The organism is Mesorhizobium sp. CA14 (genome assembly GCF_020165195.1).
Lineage (GTDB): Bacteria > Pseudomonadota > Alphaproteobacteria > Rhizobiales > Rhizobiaceae > Mesorhizobium.
In genome coordinates this window covers 137,618-157,881 of sequence record NZ_JAIUHR010000006.1, presented here as the reverse complement: position 1 = coordinate 157,881, position 20,264 = coordinate 137,618, and the positions used below count along the sequence as shown (strand labels likewise).

Here is a 20,264-nt window from a genome sequence, read left to right as displayed (position 1 = left end):
CATCTGAACGACCTTTTAGCTTTCCTTGTTTGAGCTCGCCGGCAGCGGGAGTAATAGTCGCTTCGGAATTCGTGAGGAGGAGACGATGACGCTGAACTTCGACCCGAGGGCGAAGGCCGCCACGCTCTACCATGGCGAATTCCGGCCGATGTTCATCGGCGGCAAGTGGGTCGCGGCGCAATCCGGTGAGGAAATGCAGGCGCTGAACCCGGCGACGGGCGAAGTGCTGGCCAGCGTGCCGCGCGGCGGAGCAGCGGATATCGACGCGGCGGTGGCCGCAGCGCGCGCGGCCTTCGGGGGCCCATGGTCGAAATTCTCGCCCTACGAGCGGCAATGCGTGCTGCTGCGGATCGCCGACCTGTTCGAGAAGCATTGGGAAGAGCTCAGCGTTTCCGACACGCTCGACATGGGGTTGCCGATCACCCGCACCCTGGCCAATCGGCGCCGGGTCATCGGCATGCTGCGCTTCTATGGCGGCATGGCGACCGCGCTGCACGGCGAGACGATCGACAATTCCTTACCCGGCGAGATCGTCACCTTCACCCGGCGCGAGCCGGTCGGCGTCGTCGGCGCGATCATCCCGTGGAATGCGCCCACCGCCGCCTCGATATGGAAGATCGCGCCGGCTCTCGCCACCGGCTGCACCGTCGTCCTGAAGCCGTCGGAGGAAGCGTCGCTGACGCCGCTGCTGATCGCCAAGTTGATGCAGGAAGCTGGCGTTCCCGACGGGGTCGTCAACATCGTCACCGGGACGGGCGCCGAGGCCGGCGCGCGGCTTGCCGAGCACCCGGACGTCAACAAGATCGTCTTCACCGGCTCGACGCTGACCGGCCAGGCGATCGCCCGCGCCAGTGTCACCAATCTCAAGCGGGTTTCGCTGGAGCTCGGCGGCAAGTCGCCGATCATCGTCTGTCGCGACGCCGATATCGACAAGGCCGTGCCGGTCGCGGCGATGGCGGTGTTCGTGCATTCCGGTCAGATCTGCGTTGCCGGCTCACGCCTGTTCGTGGCGCGCGAGATCCATGACGAGTTCGTGCGCCGGGTCGCCGAGTTTGCCGGCAAGCTTCGCATCGGCCACGGCATCGAGGCGGAGACCGAAATCGGGCCGCTGATCAATTCAAGGCAGGCCGGCAAGGTGGAAGGTTACATCAAGGCGGGCAGCGACGAAGGCGCCAAACTGGTCGCCGGCGGCTCGAGGCTGACGGGCGAGCTCTATGACGGCGGCAATTTTATCGCCCCGACCGTCTTCGGCGCGGTCTCTGACAAGATGACCATCGCGCGCGAAGAAATCTTCGGGCCGGTCATCTCGGCGATGCCCTTCGACACGCTGGATGAGGTCGTCGCGCGCGCCAACGCAACGCCTTACGGCCTTGCGGCCGGCATCTTCACCACCAATCTCGGCACCGCTCACAAGCTCGCGCGCCGCGTCAAAGCCGGCTCGGTCTGGGTCAACATGTACCATGCCATCGATCCGGCCGTGCCGTTCGGCGGCATGAAGATGTCCGGCTACGGCCGCGAGGGCGGCGTCGAGCATCTGCACGAATATCTGGAGACGAAGGCGGTCTGGATCCAGACCGACTGATATTCAGGTGCGGCCGGCCTGCGACGCTCGGTTTCTCAGGCCTGCGGCGGCTCGCCGGCATAGGCGCGCGCGATAAGAGCCCGGATCGGCTCCCGCTCCAGCGCCCGCGGATTCCAGTACGGATTGGCCAGCGCACGGTCCGTGGCGATGTCGATCCCGTCTGGCGGCATTCCAATCTGCGACAGAGCGCGCTTAGCGCCGATCCGGCCGGCGAGATCGTAGAGAGCCATGGCAGGCTCGTCCGTCTTCAGCACGGCCCGCAGGGTTTCCATGGCGGCCGGAACGGCGGGGGCGTTGTAGGCCAGCGCATGCGGCAGCACGACCGCATGGGTCGCCGCATGCGGCAGATCGAAACTGCCGCCGAGCGTGTGGCACAGCTTGTGGTGCAGCGCCATGCCGACCGAGCCGAGGCAGATCCCGCAGAGCCAGGCGCCGTAGAGCGCCTCGGAGCGCGCGTCGCGGTCATGCGGGCTCTCGGCGATGACCGGTAAGGCTCGCACCAGCGCGCCGATGGCCTCAACGGCCATCAGGTTTATCACCGGGTTGCTTTCTCTTGCATAGAGCGCCTCGACCGCATGGGCGATGGCGTTCGTGCCGCTCGTTCCCGACAACGCGGCAGGAAGCGTCATCGTCAGGTCGACATCATAGATCACCACTTCCGGCAGCACCTTCGGGCTCGATTGGGTGACCTTCACGCCATCCTTGGTCTCGCCGAGGATCGGCGTCATTTCCGAGCCGGCATAGGTCGTCGGCATCACGATCTGCGGCAGGTCGGTGCGCAAGGCGATCGCCTTGGCGAGGCCAGTCGTGGACCCGCCGCCGACCGCAACCAGCCCGTCGGCCTTGAGTTCCGTCGCGACCCGCAGCGCGTCCTCGGTCACGGACACGGGCGTGTGCATCGTCGCCCCCGCATAGACCCCGGCCGCCACGCCGCCGAGCGATCCGGCAAGACGCAGCGCGTCGGCCTCACGCGGCGGCGTTGCCAGCACGAGCACGCGTTTCAGCCCCAGCCGGTCGATCTCTTCCGGCAATCTTGCGATGGTGCCAGATCCGAAGACGACGCGTGCCGGCTGGCCGTTATAGACGAAGCTTTTCATCGAGCCTCTCCTCCGTCAGCCGCGATTGTCGACACGCAGCAGGTGGACGGCAATGAGCAAGATAGTCCTCCCGGGTGGGCGCAACGTTTCATCGATCGTCGCTAAATTCTACTCCTCCCCGTTGGAACTTAAATCGACTCCTGTCGAACAGGCCGGTCAATTAGTCGAATATGGACAAACGCAGCCGGACGCCGCCGACGGCCAGCGATGACAAGGCGCGCAAGGGCGCTGACCGATCGCGCGCGGGTCCTGGATTGCTCGCCACCGGAAGCGGATATCGACCGATTGCACCGTGCCGTCGCGGACAAGCGCCGCCGCGAGATCGCCGCGGTCTCAGGCGATCCGCTGCTCGAATTGCGCGATGTCCGCGCTCTTGCGCAGACCGGTCGCGACGACGGATACGCGGAACTTTCCCGCCAATGCCTGGTCGAAGATGGCGCCGACGATGATGTCGGCATCGGCGTCGACTTCTTCCCTGATCCGCGTCGCGGCTTCGTCTACCTCGAACAACGTCATGTCCATGCCGCCGCAGATCGACACGAGCAGCCCCCTGGCGCCGGACATGGAGGCTTCGTCGAGGAGCGGATTGGCGATCGCCGCCTCGGCCGCGATCTTGGCACGCCCCTCCCCGGAGGCCTCGCCGGTTCCCATCATCGCCCGGCCCATGTCCCGCATCACCGACTTCACGTCGGCGAAATCGAGATTGATCAGGCCTTCCTTGACGATGAGATCCGTGATGCAGCCGACGCCCGCGTAGAGAACGCGGTCCGCCATGGCGAAGGCGTCGGCGAATGTGGTCTTGGCATCGGCCACCCTGAAGAGGTTCTGGTTCGGGATGACGATCACCGTGTCGGCGCTCTCGCGCAGCCGTTCGATGCCTTCCTCGGCCGCCTGGGTCCTGCGCTTGCCTTCGAACACGAAAGGCTTGGTGACGACGGCCACCGTCAAAATGCCGGCATCACGCGCGGCACGCGCAATCACGGGCGCAGCACCTGTCCCGGTGCCGCCTCCCATCCCCGCGGTAATGAAGCACATATGCGTTCCCGCAAGGTGATCCATGATCTCGTCGATGGATTCCTCCGCGGCGGCACTGCCGACCTGGGGCAGCGATCCGGCACCGAGGCCCTCGGTCACATGCGCGCCCAACTGGATCAGCCGCGACGACTTGGACATGGTGAGCGCCTGCGCGTCGGTGTTGGCGACGACGAACTCGACACCCTGCAGCCCTTCGGCGATCATGTTGTTGACGGCGTTTCCGCCGGCGCCGCCGACCCCGACGACGGTGATCTTGGGCCTCATCTCCAGGATTTCCGGCTTGGCGGTCATTTTCTCATCTTTCTACCGAAGGTACTTGCTGCTTCGCCGCGCGATCATGCGAAACCGGAACAACGAGCACACGAATCAGGCGATCCCCACCAACGGCAGGGAATCAGAGCAGGCGCCTCCCTGCAAGGTCCGCTGACATTCTGCAAGCGCAAACGCCTACGCCAACAGCGGGAAAACGTCTGGGCGCTCGAGTGATGCGGGTCGGAATCGTTGCAGGAATTCTATTGCGTCACCGAAATCGAGGTGCCCCAGGTGTCCGACAGCACGTAGCCTTGCGGGTACGGATCGGTCGGATCGAGATAATAATTGTGCTCTCCTGTGATCCAGGCTCTGCCCGTTATCTGCGGCACGATCGCCTTGCGCCCGGCGACCTCGGTGAGTTCGAGGATCTTGCCGGTGAAGCGCGAGCCGATGATCGATTCGTGAATCAGCACCTCGCCCTCCTTCATCTGGCCCCGCGCCTGCAGCACAGCCATGCGGGCCGAGGTGCCGGTTCCCGTCGGGCTGCGGTCGGAGCGCCCGGGCGAGACGATGCAGGTGTTGCGCGTGACGTTGCCCGGCCCCTGGAACGGCATGGCAAATTGCACGATGGACACACCGCGCACATTGTCGAACTGCGGATGCACGACATCGAGCTGCTCGCGCGCCGCGCGGCGGACCTTCTCGCCGGCCACCGCCAACTCGCGCGCCTCGTCGGGCGTCACCGAGAAGCCGAGCGCGGGCGCATCGACGATCGCATAGAACATGCCGCCATAGGCGATATCGACCATGATCGTGCCCAGCCCTTCCACCTCGATGTTGGCATCGAGGCGCTCGGCGAAGGCGGGGGCGTTGCGCAGCGTGATCGACAGGCATTTGCCGTCGCTGCATTCGGCGCGCACCTCGATGACGCCGCCGGGCATATCGAGCTTGAAGCGCGTCTCCGGCTCCTGCATCGGCACCATGCCGGTCTCGAGCAGCACCGTGGCGACGCAGATCGTGTTGGAGCCGGACATCGGCGGATATTCGGTCGGCTCCATGATGATGGCGCCCGCGGCGCAATCCTCGCGCGTCGAGGGCAGCAGGAGATTGACATGACGGGCAACGCTGCCGCGCGGCTCGCAGATCAGCATGCGCCTGATATGGTCGTGATCGCGCTTCATCGTGATCATCTTTTCCATCATCGTGCGCCCCGCGGGCGGCAGCACGCCGCCCACGATGACATCACCGATCTCGCCCTCGGCATGGCAGCCGACGACGCGGATGCTGGTTTTGGTGCGCATTGCTTTCTCCCCGTCCGCCGCTACTATCGGCCTGTTTCATGTTCCGGCGATCGGCGCCGCAATCCCGACCTGACACGCGCGCTTGAGCCTGCCTGCCGATGGCGCCCGAAGGATACCATCGCCCCTTGGCGGCGCCATTATGTCCTTACGGGTTCAAGGGTCGGGCGCGAAGGCGACCCCGTTTGGAAGTCAAGCCAGCCCGAACCGCTCGACGGCGCGCATGATGCCGCGCAGTTCGGCGAGGCCCTTGAGCCGGCCGATCAGCGAATAGCCCGGATTGATCCTTGTCTTGCCGATGTCGTCGGCTAGTAGGTGCCCATGGTCCGGCCGCATCGGAATGCGCCAGTCGGCGCGGCCTTCCTTGCGGCGGCGCGCTTCTTCCTGCATCAGCGCGAGGATGACATGCGCCATGTCGGTGCCACCTTCGAGATGCTCGGCTTCATAAAAGGAGCCGTCATCCTCGATGGTGACGTTGCGCAGATGGACGAAATGGATGCGCTCGGCGAACTCCTTGACCATGGCGACAATGTCGTTGTCGGCGCGCGTGCCGTAGGAGCCGGTGCAGAACGTCAACCCGTTGGCGGGGCTGTCGACGGCATCAAGGATGAAGCGCGCATCCTCGGCGGTCGAGACGATGCGCGGCAGGCCGTAGAGCGAGAATGGCGGATCGTCGGGATGGATGCACATGCGCACCCCTGCCTGTTCGGCCACCGGAATGATCTCGCGCAGGAACCAGGCGAGATTGTCGCGCAATTCCTTCGGTCCGATTGCATCATAGTCAGCCAGGGCCTCGCGAAAGCTGTCGCGGTTATAGGCGCGCTCGGTGGCGGGCAGGCCGGCGATGAGATTGCGCTCGATCCTGTCGATCTTCTCGTCGCCGAGCTCCTTCAGCCGCGCTTCCGCCTCGGCGATGCGGGCAGGCGTGTAGCCGGCCTCGGCATTCCGGCGCTTCAGCACGAACAGATCGTAAGCAGCGAAATCGATCGCATCGAAGCGCAGCGCATAACCCGTCGTCGGCAGGCGGTAGGCCAGATCCGTCCGCGTCCAGTCGACCACTGGCATGAAATTGTAGCAGATCGTCGCGATGCCAGCCTTCGCCAAGGCGCGGATGGTATCCTTGTAGAAACCGACATAGCGGAGCCGCTCCGGCGAACCGATCTTGATCGAGTTGTGGACGGGAATGCTCTCGACCACCGACCAGGTCAGCCCCGCCGCCTCGATAATGCGCTTGCGCTCGAGGATGTTTTCCAGCGGCCAGACCCGCCCGTCATAGATGTCGTGCAGGGCCGTGACAACGCCTGTCGCGCCCGCCTGCTTGACATGATCGAGTGTCACCGGATCGTCCGGGCCATACCAGCGCCAGCACTGTTCCATTGCCGCTTTCCTCCGCGAGGTGGGCAACTTATTGTTGGACCGCAATGAGAGTCAAATACGCGCGCGACAGGTTGGCTTACGCCTATCTGATGAGCCGCCACCTCGATTTCGCCCTGCGTTTCCTGCCGGAAGAACCGGCTTCCGAGACGTGACCAAAGGAGTTTCAGCAATGAAGGATTTTGACGGCAAGGTCGCGCTGGTGACCGGAACGACCGGGATTGGTCTCGCAACCGCCAGGCGCCTTGCCGCCGGGGGCGCTGCGATCGTCGCCTGCGGCATCGACCGTTCGGCCAATGCGGCGATGAGAGCGGAGTTGGAAAGCTCCGGGGCCGGCGCGCTGGTCGTGGACACCGACGTCTCCGTGGCTGACCAGGTTCGTCACGCCATCGCGGCCGGCGTCGAGCGTTTCGGCGGCCTCGACGTGATCGTCAATTCGGCGGCGGTCCATCCCTATGGAACTGCGACGACGACGGACTGGGAGACCTGGAACAAGGCGATGACGGTCAATGTCGGCTCGATCTATCTGACCGCCCATTTCGGCATTCCGCAAATGATCAAGCGCGGTGGCGGCGCCATCGTCAATGTCGCGTCGGTGCAGGGTTTCGCCTGCCAGCAGAACGTCGCAGCCTATGCCACCACCAAGGGCGCCATCCATACGCTGACGCGTTCGCTGGCGCTCGACTACGCGGCCGCGGGCATCCGGGTCAATTCGGTCAGCCCCGGCTCGATCCGCACGCCGATCCTCGAGAAGGCCGCGCGCGGCGACAATGGCAGCGATGCCGATGTCGAGGAGGCCTACAGGCGCTTCGGCGCGGCGCATCCGCTAGGCCGTATCGGTGAACCCGAGGAAGTGGCGGAACTGATCGCCTTTCTCTGCTCGTCGAAGGCCGGCTTCTGCACCGGCGCGGACTACAAGATAGACGGCGGCCTGACCGCCGGCATCGGCGTGAAGTGACCATGAGAACGCTTCGTCGCGGTGGTCGGCGACGTGATGGACATGTTTGGGCAGCAGCATCACTTCCTGCCGCCGGTGTTCAGCCCCGTCGATGAGAAGACGCGATTGGTGGGCCAGCTTAATGCCTGTCGCTCAAAAGTGGCAACGGCGAAGGTCAGTCGAAGAAGCCCGCATCCTCTTCCTTGAGATACTTCCTGGCCGCTTCGGCATCGATATCGAGCCCCAGTCCCGGTGCCTCCAGCAGGTCCACCATGCTGTCCTCCACGATCTGCCGCGGCAGGCCGATGACGATGTTTTCCCACCAGGGATCGGAGGCGCTCGGATATTCGAAGGCGATGTAGTTGGCGGGTAAGGTGGCGCAGACATTGATCAGCGCGCCGAGGCCGAGCAGGCCGTTTGCCGTGCCGTGCGGCGCCATCAGGATCGAGTGCATGTAAGCGTGCTCGGCCACCCACTTGAGCTCGGCGATGCCGCCGATATCGGCCGGATCTGGGCCGATGACGCGCACCGCCTGGGTTTCGATCAGTTCCTTGAAATTATGCCGCAGGTAGATCTGCTCGCCGGTATGGATCGGCGTCGAGGTGGAGGTGGTCAGTTCCCGATAGGCCTGCGGATTGACCCACGGCACATAGTCGCCGGTGAGCATGTCCTCCAGCCACATCAAATTGTACTTCTCGACCGCGCGGGCGAACCTGATCGCGTCGGGCAGCATCCAGCCCGGACCGCAATCGAGCGCCAGGCTGACCTTGTCGCCCAGCACTTCCTTCATCGCGATCACGCAGTCGAGCATATGGTTGAAGCCGCGCTCGCTAATCACGCCCTGGTCCATCGCGCCGTGATAGCCGGCCTTCTTCTGCGTCACGCCGTAATGAAAGCCCTCGACGCTGTCCTTCATATTGGAGTGGAACGAGATACCCTGCTTGACCATGAAGAAGTTCTGCGGCTGCTCCATCATCCATTTGACGTCGGCAGCGTAATCCTCAGGCCGGTCGCCCGTGCGTTTGCGCCGGATCGAGCCGTTGTAGACGCGCACCTTGTCGCGCACCTTGCCGCCGAGCAGCTTGTAGACCGGAACGCCCGCGGCCTTGCCGGCAATGTCCCACAGTGCATGCTCGATGGCGCTGACCGCCGCGCCATAGGGCTTGAAGGAGCCGCGCTGGCGGATCTTCAGCATCACCCGCTCGAGGTCGGTCGGATCTTCGCCGATCAGCGCCTCGCGGAAATGCAGCACAAAGGGCTTGAGGTAGGTCTTGGTGAACTCGACCTCGCCAAGGCCGTAAAGACCTTCGTCGGTCACGATGCGCACGATCGGGTGCTTGCCGATGACGGCGCAGCGCAGGTCGGTGATCTTCATGGCGCAGTCCTATTTCACAGAGGAGAAAGCTGTCGGCGTGAGCATCTGGCTGCTGATATTGGCAATGATCTGCCCGTCGCGCTCAGACTCGTCGCGGGCCCTGTGCCATGCCGGATCGGTGACGAAAGCTGTCCATTTCATCTCGCGCTCGGCCAGCGATTGCCAGGCGAGGAAATAGGTGAGGCGATTGCTGTTTTCGCCGATCGTCGTGGTGAAGAACCCGGCCTGGCGGATGCCATGCCTCTCCCAGATGGCCAGCGTTTGATCGGAAAAGCGTTTGAGCAAAGCCGGCAGCCTGCCCGGCAGGCAATCATAGATACGCAGTTCGTAGATCATGGTCTCGTCCGTTTCTTTCTTCACCTCTCACTTGGAAGAGGTCGACACGAATAGTCTGGCGTTGGCCCTGTGAATCTGGAGATGACGGCGGGGGGTCTGGGCTAACTCCAGGTCCGGTCCCAGCTATATTCATTGTCCCAATGCTCGGTGGATTGCCATATCCCCGTGACACCGGGCTGCAGATGCCGCGCGATTACGTCGTCGACGACGTCGTCGATCCCCAGCCCCGGCCTGTCCGGAACGGTGATGAATCCATCCTTGACGAGCGGCTTGGGCAGGCCGGTGACGATATCGTCCCACCAGTCGACATCGGCGGAATGGTATTCGAGCGCCATGAAGTTTTCGGTCGCGGTCGCCACATGGGCCGCGGCCATCGCCGCGATCGGGCTTTCGGCCATGTGGATCGCCATGGCGACGCCGTGGTCCTGCGCCATGTCGCCGATCTTCTTGGTCTCGAGAATGCCGCCGCTGGTGAGCAGGTCCGGGTGGACGACGGAAAGGCCGCCGCTTCTGAGTAGGGGTTCGAAATCCTCCTTGAGGTAGATGTCCTCGCCGGTGCAGATCGGCACCGAGGTCGCTTGCTGCAGCTGCCGGTATTGCTCGGTGTACTGCCAGGGAATGACGTCCTCGAGCCAGGCCGGGACGTATTTCTCGATGCGGCGCGACAGGCGTATGCCGTCCTGCAGCGAGATGTGGCCGACATGGTCGATGGCTAAAGGAATCTCGTAGCCGATGACCTCGCGAACCTCATGGATATACTGCTCGAGCAGGTCTATCCCCTTTTCGGTGAAGTGCAGGCCGGTGAACGGGTGCTGCACGTTCTGCGCATCGTAAGCGAGATTGCGGGCCTTGCGCTCCTCGAGCGTGCCGCCACGGCCGCGCGGATTGGCGTGAAATCCTTCGAACGCGCCGGCGGGCGCGACCACGGCGCCCGGAATATGGGCGATCTGCATCAAGCCGAGATCCATCTTGAGGAAAGTGAAGCCGCGCTCCATGCGCGCCTTGAGGCGCTTGCCGGTTTCGGTGCCGCTCGGCTTCTCCGCGTCGGTATCGCAATAGACGCGCACGTGGTCGCGAAACCTGCCGCCCAGCATCTGGTAGATCGGCACGCCATAGGCCTTGCCGGCAAGGTCCCAGAGCGCGATCTCGACCGCCGACACGCCGCCGCCCTGCCGCCCATGACCGCCGAACTGTTTGATGCGTCGGAACAGGCGGTCGACATCGCAGGGATTTTCGCCGAGCAGCCGGCTCTTCAACATCAGGGCATAAGTGGCGCTGGCGCCGTCGCGCACCTCGCCAAGCCCGACGATGCCCTGGTTGGTATAGATCTTGAGCAGCGCCGAGGTGAACGGCGCGCCGACGATTTCGGCCACCCGCATGTCGGTAATGCGCAGGTCGGACGGTCTGGAATTCGTGTTGATCCGATTGAGAGCCTCGTCGGCTCCATCCGTCTTTGGCATGATTTGTCCTCGTTCTGCTCGGAGTGACCTGCCGCCCGCCCGCCGGGCCTGCTTTAAGCAGTGCTAGCCCAGCTCGATCTCATGGCTTGCAAGTAGTCGCGGTTCATCTCGACACCGAGACCGGGTTTGGACGTCGGTTTGAGGTTGCCGTTCGAAACGTCGAGCGGTTTGTCGATGAGATGATCGTATTTGGAGAGGTTCCACTCCGACGTTTCGAGCTTGTAGAAATTGGGAACGGTCATCATCACTTGCGCTCCCGCGACCACGTTGATCGGTCCGGCGGCGTCGTGCGGCGAGACGGGCACGTAGTAGGCCTCACAGAGGGCGGAAATCTTCTTCAGCTCGGTAATGCCTCCGGTCCAGGTGACGTCGGGCATGATGTAGTCGGCGAGCTTGTTCTCCAGCACCGGCACGAAATCCCATTTCGTGTGGCCGCGCTCGCCCCACGAGATGGCGGCGCTGACCTTCTCACGCACCTGTTTGAGGGCGTTGAGGCTCTCGGGCGGGCAAGGCTCCTCGAACCAGTCGATCTGGCCGGCTTCTTCGAGGCTCCGGCAAAGCCGGATGGCAGTCGGAACATCGAAGCGCCCATGCGCATCGATGAGGATGTCGACATCAGGCCCCGCCGTCTCGCGGATGAGAGCGGTGAGCTCGGCCGCTTCGCGTTCGTCCTTGCGGCTCATGCCGCCGTCGAGATAGCCGTCTCGCCTTTCGCGGGGCACCCCGTCGATGCTGCGGCCCTGATGGGGGAAAGGATCGAACTTGAGCCCGGTGTGTCCGGATTCGACGATATCCCGAATTTCGCGGACGACGGCCTCCTTGCTGGTGAATTTGGCCTGGTTGGGATGGGTGTAGAGCGCGATTTCTTCGCGCACCGGCCCGCCCAGCAGCTCGTAGATCGGCTTGCCGAGTACTTTGCCGCGGATATCCCAGAGCGCTATGTCGATGGCGCTCACGCATTCCACGGCGGCGCCGCGGCTGCCCATATAGGTGAAGCTGCGGAAAATCTTGTGCCAGAGATACTCGATACGCGCCGGATCCTCGCCTGCCACGGCGGCGCCGATCTGCCGCAGGATCGCACAGAGCGCGCGGTTGGCGAGCTTTGTCGTCGTGGTGATCTCCCCCCAACCACTCACCCCCTCATCCGTCGTCACCTCAACGAACAGGAACTCTCCCCAGTAAGAAGCATCGGACTTGATCAGCCACGGCCGGACGCTCGTGATTTTCATCTCAACTATCCTTGTCTGAATGGCCAGGTTGACGATGTTGCGGACCGGAGTTCTATCCGGCCCGTGCAGCGCTGCGGGCACGCATGTGTTCGAGGATGTGCCGGCCGGAGCCCTCGACGTGGCGGGCAACCAGTTCGGCCGCTTCGTCGGCATTTCCCGCTTTCACATGCGCGATGAGCTCGCGATGCTCGCGCATGATCGCAGCGCGTCGCGCGAGGGTGAAATTGAAACGCCGGCTCACGGCTCGCAGCACTTCGCGATGCTTCCACCAGAGCTCGGCGGCATGGCGATTGTAGTGCCGCTGGTACATCACGGTGTGGAAGGCAGTATCCAGCTCGCTATGCCTGAACGTGTCGGTAAAGTTGTTCTCTTCGATCAGGCCTTGGATGCGCTCGAGCTCGGCAATGTCCTCCACGGTGGCCATATTCACAAACCATCGCGTCAGGGCCGGCTCGATCAGAACGCCGATCTCATAGATATCGCGGACAAATTCCTGGTCTATGGGCCGGACGCGCGCCCCGCGGTTGGGCGTGAAGATGACGAAGCCCTCGCCGCGCAGCAGCTGCAGGGCCTCGCGCACGGGATTGGTCGAGGTGCCGTGGCGTCGCGCAAGATCGGTGACCACGAGCCGTTCATTGGCGGCTAGCCGCCCCTCGATGATGTCTTCCCTGATCAATTCGTAAACCGAGGCACCCTCGCTGGAGGCCCCGATCGGATCAATGCCCACAGGTGGCTTGGCTTTGAAGTCGCTCGTTTCGGCCAAGGCCGGCTCCCCGATTTGTACACACCCTGTCCGATTATCACGCAAAGTTTCTCCAAACAATGTACGATTTGGCGCGTTGACAGGAAATCAGCGATCTGAAAACGTATAAAATGATCGAAGGGATACATTAGGGCGGAGAGATATCCCCGCGGTCGAACCAGCAAGGACCGCTTGCCTCGACGCAGAGCGGCATGGGAGAAACCTGGAGGAGACCTATGAGGAGGATCACACTCGGCGGTGCCGTGCTGCGCGGCGCTGTCTCCACTGCTTTAATGGCATCGTTGATGTCGGCACCGGCGCTGGGTGCGCCGCCGGTAGATCTGAGCAAATGGTCGCCGGAATATGTGCGCTCCATTGCGGGTACGCAGGATTTCGACACGGCCCGCGATTGCGCCAAGGTCACGCCGCTCGACTACAAGGGGCGACTGACTTTCTGGTACCAGGGCGTGTTCGAGGGCGACCCGGACCTTTTGCGCCAGTATTACAAGGATTTCTTCGCAACTTTCCGCAAAACCTACCCGAACATCCAGCTCGAGGAGCAGGCCCTCACCTATAACGACCTCCTCGACAAGTTCCGCACCGCGCTGCTCGGCAATGCGGCGCCGATGGCTGTGCGCCTGCAAATCCTCGGCGGCACGGAGTTCGCCTCGAAGGGCTATCTGCAGCCGCTCAAGCCCGAGGATGTGGGGTATTCGACCGAGGATTTCTGGCCCGGCGCCATGAAGGCCGTTACCTGGGACGGCGTAACCTACGGCATTCCAACCAATAACGAGACGATGGCGTTCATCTGGAACGCAGACATCTTCAAGCGCGCCGGCCTCGATCCGGACAAGCCCCCGGCAACCTGGGACGACGTCGTCAAATATTCCAAGCAGATCCACGACAAGCTCGGCATTGCCGGTTACGGCCTGGTGGCGCGCAAGAATGCCGGCAATACGCCGTACCGTTTCATGCCGCAGCTATGGGCCTATGGCGGCGGCGTCTTCGACGAAGCCACAGCGAACCCGACCTATAAGGAAATCGAGCTCAACAGCCCGCAGAGCAAGGCCGCGTTGCAAGCCTCCTATGATATGTATGTCCGCGACAAGTCGGTTCCGGTTTCGGCGCTCACCAACCAGCAGGCCGATAACCAGCCCCTGTTCCTCGCCGGCCAGCTCGGCATGATGATCTCGCATCCGTCCGACTACAACGTCATGCTCGACCTGCAGAAAAAGGCGACGGGCACAGACAAGGACAAGGCGCAGACGGTGATCGACAATATGCGCTACGGCCTCATTCCGACGGGCCCCGACGGCAAGCGCGCGGTCGTTTTCGGCGGCTCGAACATCCACATCCTGAAGCCCGAATATGTCGAGGGCGGCAAGGTGGACGAGCCGGCGGCAAAGGCCATCATCTGCATGTGGACGAGCCCCGAATGGTCGCTGAAGATGGCCTATGCCGGCTCGAATCCCGGCAACCTCAATGGCTTCAAGACCAAATGGATGAAGGAGCGTCTGGACAGCATCAAGTTCCTCGATGTCACGACCTCGATGCTGCCATACGGCATCCCGTTCCCGGCGCTGCCGCAGTCTCCCGAGATCATGAACATCATCATCCCGGACATGCTGCAGAATGCCCTTACCGGAGCGATGACGGTCGACCAGGCCGCGGACGACGCGGCCAAGAAGGTGAAAGACCTGATGGGCGGCGGACTCTAGAGCATGATGCCGAAAAGTATGAAGCGGTTTTCGGACGACATCATGCTCTATCTCTTTGATTTAGAGACGGATTCAGATTTCAGGTCGATTCGACCTGAAATCGTCCGGCTCTAGCCGGAGCCTGACCCGCGATCTCACCGGCTGCGCCGACGACGCAGCCGGTTCGTTCCGAACAACAAGGGCACGCCAAAGTGACGATCGTGACCGGCAGCAAGACCGAGGCTCGCCTAAGATTGCAATCCGGCCGGTCGGGGCTGCCGCGGAAGGTCTGGCAGCATCGCGCCGACTACGCATATGTGCTCCCGGCGATCGCGGTTATGCTCGTCGTCATCGCATATCCGATCTACTACACGATCGAGCTGTCGTTCTTCAACACGCCGCCTGGCCTGCAGCTCCGCGACAAGATCTTCGTCGGTTTCAACAATTACACGGCCATCCTGACAAGTGAGGTGTTCTGGCAGGTCACCTTGAACACCTTGATCTGGACATTTGCCTCCACCTTCGTCTCCTTTGTCCTGGGATTCGCCACCGCGCTGGCGCTGCACCGCGACTTCATCGGCCGCGGCGTCCTGCGCGCCATCCTGATCATTCCCTGGGTCATCAGCGCGGTCGCCGCCTCCTATATCTGGAAGTGGATCTATCATTCCGATTTCGGGATCATCGGCGCGGTGCTGGTCGAACTCGGATTGGCCAGCCGGCCGCCCAATTTCATCGACAGCGTCAGCACGGTGCTGCCCTCCCTCATCGTCGTCAATATCTGGCGCGAGTTTCCATTCGCCATGATCATGATGATGGCCGGCCTGCAGACGGTGCCCGAGCAGCTGCTGCGCGCCGCGAAAGTCGACGGCGCCAATGCGTGGCAGCGCTTCTGGCACGTCACCTTCCCGCATCTGAGAAACGTCTCGACGGTGACGATCCTGCTTCTGGCGGTGGCCAACTTCAATTCCTTCATCATCCCCTGGATCATGACCGGCGGCGGGCCGTCGAACGCATCGCATATCTGGATCACGCACATTTATGAGCTCGCCTTCGGCCGGCAGCGCTGGGGGGTGGCGGCGGCCTACTCCGTGCTCCTGTTCCTCATCCTGATGACGCTTGGCTACTTCTATGTCCGTGCGCTCAGCGGCAACGAGCGGAGAGAGGCAAAAGCATGAGCACGATTGCCGAGACAAGCTCCCAACGCCAGACCCGCCGCCGCGTCCGGGTCGACGGATGGCGGTGGGGCGGGCGCATCTTCCTGGTGCTCATGCTGCTTTACACCGCGCTGCCGATGGTCTGGATGCTGCTCACCTCGATCAAGTCCGGCTTCGCGGCGATGCAACTCCCGCCGCAATGGTGGCCCGACCAGCCTACCCTTGACAGCTACCAAAAACTGCTCGATCCGCAAAACAGCGTCGGCCAGGACTTCCTGCGCTTCTTCTGGAACAGCCTTTTCGTCTCGACCGCCACGACGATCCTCTCGGTGATCGTGGCGGTTCCCGCCGCCTATGCGTTTTCGCGCTTCACCTTCCCGGGCCGGAACTTCCTGTTCTTCGCCGTGCTGCTGCGCAACATGTTCCCGGCGGTGATCTTTCTCGTGCCGCTCTTCATCCTGATGCGCGCGATCGGGCTGGTGAACACGCATGGTTCGCTCATTCTCACCTACCTCACCTTCGGGCTGCCGCTGGCGATCTGGCTGCTCAAGGGCTTTTACGACAACATCCCGGTGCAGCTCGAGCAGGCCGCGCGGATCGACGGGGCGACGCGGTTCCAGGCCTTCGTCCTGATCGTGATGCCGCTCTCGGCGCCGGGGATCATCGCCACCGCGATCTATTCCTTCATCGGCGCATGGAACGAGTACATCTACGCCTACACCTTCCTCTCCAAGAACGAGCAGCTGACGCTGCCGGTCGGCATCCAGCGCTTCTTCTCGGAAAACACGACGGACTTTCCTGGCCTGATGGCCGCCAGCTTCATGATGAGCGTGCCCGTCGTGGTGCTGTTTCTCCTCCTGCAACGCTACTTCGTACGCGCCCTGACAGAAGGCGCGGTCAAACACTAGGGAGTTGCCGATGGCCCACGTGGTCCTCAAAGATCTCGTCAAGACCTATGGCAGCTTCAAAGCCGTCAACGAGGTGTCGCTGACGGTCAATGACGGCGAGTTCGTCGCGCTCGTCGGCCCTTCGGGCTGCGGCAAGACGACCACGCTCAACCTCGTCGCCGGCCTGACCACCGTCACATCGGGCGACATCGTCATCGGCGACCGGGTGGTCAACGAACTCGACCCCAAGGATCGGGACATCGCGATGGTGTTCCAGAACTACGCACTCTATCCGCAGAAGTCGGTCTATATGAACCTCGCCTTCCCGCTGCAGATGCGCAAGCTGCCCCGGGACGAGATCGACAGGAAGGTCAAGGAAGCGGCGCGCGTGCTCGACATGACGCAGCTGCTCGAGCGCAAGCCGCGCGAGCTTTCGGGCGGGCAACAGCAGCGCGTGGCGCTGGGCCGCGCCCTCGTTCGAGACCCCGCGGTGTTCCTAATGGACGAACCGCTCTCCAATCTGGACGCAAAGCTGCGCGTGCAGATGCGGTCCGAGATCAAGCGGTTCCATCAGGACCTGAAGGCGACCATCATCTATGTGACGCACGACCAGCTGGAGGCCGTCACCATGGCGGACAGGATGGCCGTGATGAATGGCGGCTACCTGCAGCAATATGATTCACCGGCGCAGGTTTTCGCGCATCCGGTGAACATGTTCGTCGCAAGCTTCGTGGGCAGCCCGGCAATGAGCCTTATTCCGCTGGAAGCATCCACCGCAAACGGCGATGCCGTCCTGACCAGCGCGGAGGGCTGGACCCTCACGTTGTCGCAAGCCAACGCGCGCAAGATCCAAGGAGCCACCTCCAGGAAGATCGTGCTCGGCGCACGTCATTCGACGATCAAGCTGCACAAGAGCGCGGTCCCCGGCGCCATTTCGGCCAAGGCCTATACGGTGGAGCCGACCGGAGACGTCACCTTCGTCCAGGCTTTCCTCTCCGGCGCCATCGTCAATATCAGCGTTTCGCCCAACATCGCCGTCGCACCCGACGAGCAGATCTGGCTCGAATTCGACCAGGAGCGCATGCATCTGTTCGACGGCGAATCCGAGATGGCCCTCAGGGCCAGCTGAGGCGGGCGAACACGCGTGGAACCTGGGCGGGGATGACGACGAAGATGAGGATCACCGCGATCAAGCCCTATCCGGCCTGGGTGGGAACGCGCAACCAGATGCTTGTCAAGGTCGAGACCGACGAAGGCATCTTCGGCTGGGGCGAGAGCGGCTTGAGCGGCCGCGAGAAGGCCGTGACCGGCGCGATCGAGCACTATCGCGAGTTTCTCGTCGGCCGCGACCCGATGCAGATCGGCCGGATTTGGCAGGAAGTCTATCGCAGCCAGTATTTCGAAGGCGGGCGTGTTCTGCAGGCGGCGATATCCGCCATCGACATTGCCCTTCACGATATCAAAGGCAAGGCGCTTGGAGTACCGGTCTATGACCTGCTCGGCGGCAAACAGCGCGACCGTATCCCAACCTTCGCCTCGACCGGAGACGAGGCCGAGGGGGACGTTGCCATCGAACGAGCCCGAGAACTGCGCGCCCAAGGTTGGCAGGCGATCCGCTTCTTCCCTGTCGGGCAAAGCAGCAAGGACATCTTCGAGCCGCGTGAGTCGATCGGCGCTACGGCGAGCATGCTGAACAAGGCGCGCGAGGCGCTGGGCGAGGACGTGGTGCTCGGCATCGACTACCATCATCGGCTGTCGGTCGCCGAGGCGGCGAGCTTCTGCAACAAGCTCGGTCGCGGCGTGCTTGATTTCCTTGAGGAGCCGATACGGGATGAGACGCCGGAGGCCTACGAGTCCCTGCGCAGGATGACCGGTATCCCCTTCGCCATCGGCGAGGAATTCGCCAGCAAATGGCAGTTCCTGCCCTACATCGAGCGCGGCATCCACCAATTCAATCGGCTCGATGTCTGCAATGTCGGCGGGCTCACCGAGGCGATGAAGGTCGCCGGCTGGAGCGAGGCGCATTACGTGGACTTGATGCCGCACAATCCCCTCGGTCCGGTGTGCACCGCCGCGACCATCCATCTCGCCGCCGCGGTGCCCAACTTCGCCTGGCTCGAAACCAGGGCGCCCGAACGAAAGCTGGGTTTCGACAGTTCCGAGTTCTTCCCCATACAGCCAAGGCTCGACGGCCCCGATTATCCGGTCAGCGATCTGCCGGGGCTGGGCGTCGAGGTCAACGAGGAGGCGATCAAGGCGCAGAGTTTCCGCTTCTGGGAAGCGCCTCACCTCAAGCGCCGCGACGGTTCCGTCACCAACTGGTAGTTCAATTCCAACCGGAGTCCGACAATGACGCATACGCCTGACATCACGCGGCCGCCCAAGGACCTGATCGACGCCTTGAGGGAGATTGGCGCCGCCACGGTCGCCGGCACGCTCGGCCACATGGGCTTCCGCAAGCCGCATATGGTCGGCCCGGTGGCGCAGAACCACGGCAAGTCGATCGTCGGGCCGGCGCTGACGCTGCAGTTCCTGCCGCAGCGGCCGGACCTGTTCGACGAGGGAGAATATACCGATCCGGAAACGCAACTGCACCGGCACGTGCTCTATCACGCGCAGGAGGGCGACGTGGTCGTGGTCGACGCCCGCGGCGACATGAGCTCGGGCGTCTTCGGCGATATGATGTCCACCTATTTCAAGGGCAGAGGCGGCGCGGGCATCGTCATCGATGGATGCATGCGCGACCGGCCCAATGTCGAAAAGCTCGATCTGCCGCTATGGCTGCGCGGCTGGACGCCAAACTATCATGTGCAGACCAGCATCTACCCCAATGCCGTCAATGTCCCGATCGCTTGCGGCGGTGTCACGGTGATCCCCGGCGACATCATCGTCGCCGACGACGACGGGGCGGTGGTGGTTCCCGTCGCTATGGCCCCCAAGGTCATCGACGAGGCACAGAAGCATCACGATTGGGAAGAATTTTCACGAGAGAAGCTGATGCAGGGCGCGCCCCTGCAACGCTACTACCCGCTGCACGACGATGCCCGCGGGGAGTATGAGGAGTGGCGCAAAACAAGGCGTTAGCGGGCCGACGAAAGATCGCAGCCATTGTGCACTTGGAGCGATGCGGCTTCAGCTCAGCCGCCTTCCGCTCCAAGTACTTTCTGCGCGCCGCCAAATTCTAGCCGTGCCGGATTTCCGTGCCGAGCACTTTCAGGCATTCCCGGATGAAGGCCGCGAGCGCGGTCCAGCCTTTGGCCGAAACCATTGTGCCGTCGACATAGGCTTCGGTTGGCGACAGGTCGATATAGGTGCCGCCGGCGAGCGTCACTTCCGGCTCACAGGCAGCCAAAGCTCCAACCTTCTTGCCGCGCACCACGCCCTCGACCGCGATCAGAATCTGCACGCCGTGGCAGATTGTGAAGATCGGCTTCTTGGTTTCATGGAAATGGCGCACCATTGCCTGAACGCGCTTGTCCGTGCGGATATATTCCGGTCCGCGGCCGCCGGCGCAATAGACGGCGTCGTACTGATCAAGCTGCCTTTCCGCATCGGAAAATGTCTTGTTGATCAACGCATAATGGCCAAGCTTCTCGGTATAGGTCTGGTCGCCCTCGAAGTCGTGCAATGACGTCTTGATCACATCGCCGGCCTTCTTGTCGGGGCAGACCACATGAACCGTGTGGCCGACCGCCTCCATGGCCTGTTGATAAACGAAGATTTCATATTCCTCGGTGAACTCACCGGTCAGCATCAGGATTTTTTTGGCTGGCATGATTTGTCCTCTTTGATTTGGGGCGGCGATGGCC

The 20,264-nt window shown here is 62.9% G+C and carries 18 protein-coding genes and 1 pseudogene; 9 read left to right on the top strand and 10 right to left on the bottom strand.

Annotated elements, in window-relative coordinates; genetic code table 11:
• Nucleotides 1-85 precede the first annotated feature (85 nt).
• Nucleotides 86-1,582, top strand: a complete 1,497-nt coding sequence (locus LB565_RS10010; protein ID WP_224583379.1) for an aldehyde dehydrogenase family protein — start codon at nucleotides 86-88, stop codon at nucleotides 1,580-1,582.
• A gap of 35 nt (nucleotides 1,583-1,617) precedes the next feature.
• Here the strand turns inward: LB565_RS10010 and LB565_RS10005 are convergent, their stop codons facing one another.
• Nucleotides 1,618-2,679, bottom strand: a complete 1,062-nt coding sequence (locus LB565_RS10005; protein ID WP_224583376.1) for a maleylacetate reductase — start codon at nucleotides 2,677-2,679, stop codon at nucleotides 1,618-1,620.
• A 52-nt stretch (nucleotides 2,680-2,731) separates the two neighbouring features.
• Here LB565_RS10005 and LB565_RS10000 point away from each other — a divergent pair, with 52 nt between their 5' ends.
• Nucleotides 2,732-2,890 (top strand): hypothetical protein, encoded by a 159-nt coding sequence (locus LB565_RS10000; protein ID WP_224583374.1) that lies wholly within the window; start codon nucleotides 2,732-2,734, stop codon nucleotides 2,888-2,890.
• 122 nt (nucleotides 2,891-3,012) lie between these two features.
• Here the strand turns inward: LB565_RS10000 and ftsZ are convergent, their stop codons facing one another.
• From ftsZ to uxuA, 3 genes are all read right to left on the bottom strand, one after another.
• A complete protein-coding gene (ftsZ, locus tag LB565_RS09995; RefSeq protein WP_224514728.1) occupies nucleotides 3,013-4,005 on the bottom strand; it encodes a cell division protein FtsZ in 993 nt (330 codons plus the stop codon).
• Nucleotides 4,006-4,226: 221 nt separating this feature from the next.
• A complete protein-coding gene (locus LB565_RS09990; RefSeq protein ID WP_224583373.1) occupies nucleotides 4,227-5,267 on the bottom strand; it encodes a proline racemase family protein in 1,041 nt (346 codons plus the stop codon).
• A 189-nt stretch (nucleotides 5,268-5,456) separates the two neighbouring features.
• Entirely contained in the window at nucleotides 5,457-6,641 is a 1,185-nt protein-coding gene (gene uxuA, locus LB565_RS09985; RefSeq protein WP_224583370.1) for a mannonate dehydratase, read from the bottom strand.
• 169 nt (nucleotides 6,642-6,810) lie between these two features.
• On the opposite strand from uxuA, the gene LB565_RS09980 reads away from it, so the two are divergent.
• A complete protein-coding gene (locus LB565_RS09980) occupies nucleotides 6,811-7,596 on the top strand; it encodes an SDR family NAD(P)-dependent oxidoreductase (RefSeq protein WP_224583368.1) in 786 nt (261 codons plus the stop codon).
• A gap of 154 nt (nucleotides 7,597-7,750) precedes the next feature.
• Here the strand turns inward: LB565_RS09980 and LB565_RS09975 are convergent, their stop codons facing one another.
• From LB565_RS09975 to LB565_RS09955, 5 genes and pseudogenes are all read right to left on the bottom strand, one after another.
• Nucleotides 7,751-8,950: a mandelate racemase/muconate lactonizing enzyme family protein gene (locus LB565_RS09975; protein ID WP_224583366.1), complete on the bottom strand. Its 1,200-nt coding sequence runs from the start codon at nucleotides 8,948-8,950 to the stop codon at nucleotides 7,751-7,753.
• A 9-nt stretch (nucleotides 8,951-8,959) separates the two neighbouring features.
• Nucleotides 8,960-9,286: an NIPSNAP family protein gene (locus tag LB565_RS09970; protein ID WP_224583364.1), complete on the bottom strand. Its 327-nt coding sequence runs from the start codon at nucleotides 9,284-9,286 to the stop codon at nucleotides 8,960-8,962.
• 101 nt (nucleotides 9,287-9,387) lie between these two features.
• The gene (locus tag LB565_RS09965) at nucleotides 9,388-10,746 is read right to left on the bottom strand and encodes a mandelate racemase/muconate lactonizing enzyme family protein (protein WP_224583362.1); all 1,359 of its coding nucleotides are present in this window, start codon (nucleotides 10,744-10,746) and stop codon (nucleotides 9,388-9,390) included.
• Nucleotides 10,747-10,809: 63 nt separating this feature from the next.
• Nucleotides 10,810-11,975, bottom strand: a pseudogene (locus tag LB565_RS09960) (mandelate racemase/muconate lactonizing enzyme family protein).
• A 52-nt stretch (nucleotides 11,976-12,027) separates the two neighbouring features.
• Nucleotides 12,028-12,738: a GntR family transcriptional regulator gene (locus LB565_RS09955; RefSeq protein ID WP_224583360.1), complete on the bottom strand. Its 711-nt coding sequence runs from the start codon at nucleotides 12,736-12,738 to the stop codon at nucleotides 12,028-12,030.
• 215 nt (nucleotides 12,739-12,953) lie between these two features.
• Here LB565_RS09955 and LB565_RS09950 point away from each other — a divergent pair, with 215 nt between their 5' ends.
• The 6 genes from LB565_RS09950 (at nucleotide 12,954) to LB565_RS09925 (ending at nucleotide 19,539) form a co-directional block, all read left to right on the top strand.
• Nucleotides 12,954-14,435, top strand: coding sequence for an ABC transporter substrate-binding protein (locus LB565_RS09950; protein ID WP_224583358.1), 1,482 nt, complete (start codon nucleotides 12,954-12,956; stop codon nucleotides 14,433-14,435).
• 191 nt (nucleotides 14,436-14,626) lie between these two features.
• Complete coding sequence (locus LB565_RS09945; RefSeq protein ID WP_224583356.1) at nucleotides 14,627-15,589, top strand: carbohydrate ABC transporter permease; 963 nt, start codon at nucleotides 14,627-14,629, stop codon at nucleotides 15,587-15,589.
• Nucleotides 15,586-16,476 (top strand): carbohydrate ABC transporter permease, encoded by an 891-nt coding sequence (locus LB565_RS09940; protein ID WP_224583354.1) that lies wholly within the window; start codon nucleotides 15,586-15,588, stop codon nucleotides 16,474-16,476. Before LB565_RS09945 ends, LB565_RS09940 begins: the two co-directional genes overlap by 4 nt.
• Before the next feature lie 10 nt (nucleotides 16,477-16,486).
• Nucleotides 16,487-17,584, top strand: coding sequence for an ABC transporter ATP-binding protein (locus tag LB565_RS09935; RefSeq protein WP_224583352.1), 1,098 nt, complete (start codon nucleotides 16,487-16,489; stop codon nucleotides 17,582-17,584).
• Nucleotides 17,585-17,616: 32 nt separating this feature from the next.
• Nucleotides 17,617-18,780, top strand: a complete 1,164-nt coding sequence (locus tag LB565_RS09930) for a mandelate racemase/muconate lactonizing enzyme family protein (RefSeq protein WP_224583350.1) — start codon at nucleotides 17,617-17,619, stop codon at nucleotides 18,778-18,780.
• Between the two features lie 24 nt (nucleotides 18,781-18,804).
• Nucleotides 18,805-19,539 carry a ribonuclease activity regulator RraA gene (locus LB565_RS09925; protein ID WP_224583348.1) on the top strand — a complete coding sequence of 245 codons (735 nt, stop codon included), beginning with the start codon at nucleotides 18,805-18,807 and terminating at the stop codon, nucleotides 19,537-19,539.
• Between the two features lie 97 nt (nucleotides 19,540-19,636).
• On the opposite strand, the gene LB565_RS09920 is transcribed toward LB565_RS09925, so the two are convergent.
• A complete protein-coding gene (locus tag LB565_RS09920; RefSeq protein WP_224583346.1) occupies nucleotides 19,637-20,230 on the bottom strand; it encodes a DJ-1/PfpI family protein in 594 nt (197 codons plus the stop codon).
• Between the last annotated feature and the right edge of the window lie 34 nt (nucleotides 20,231-20,264).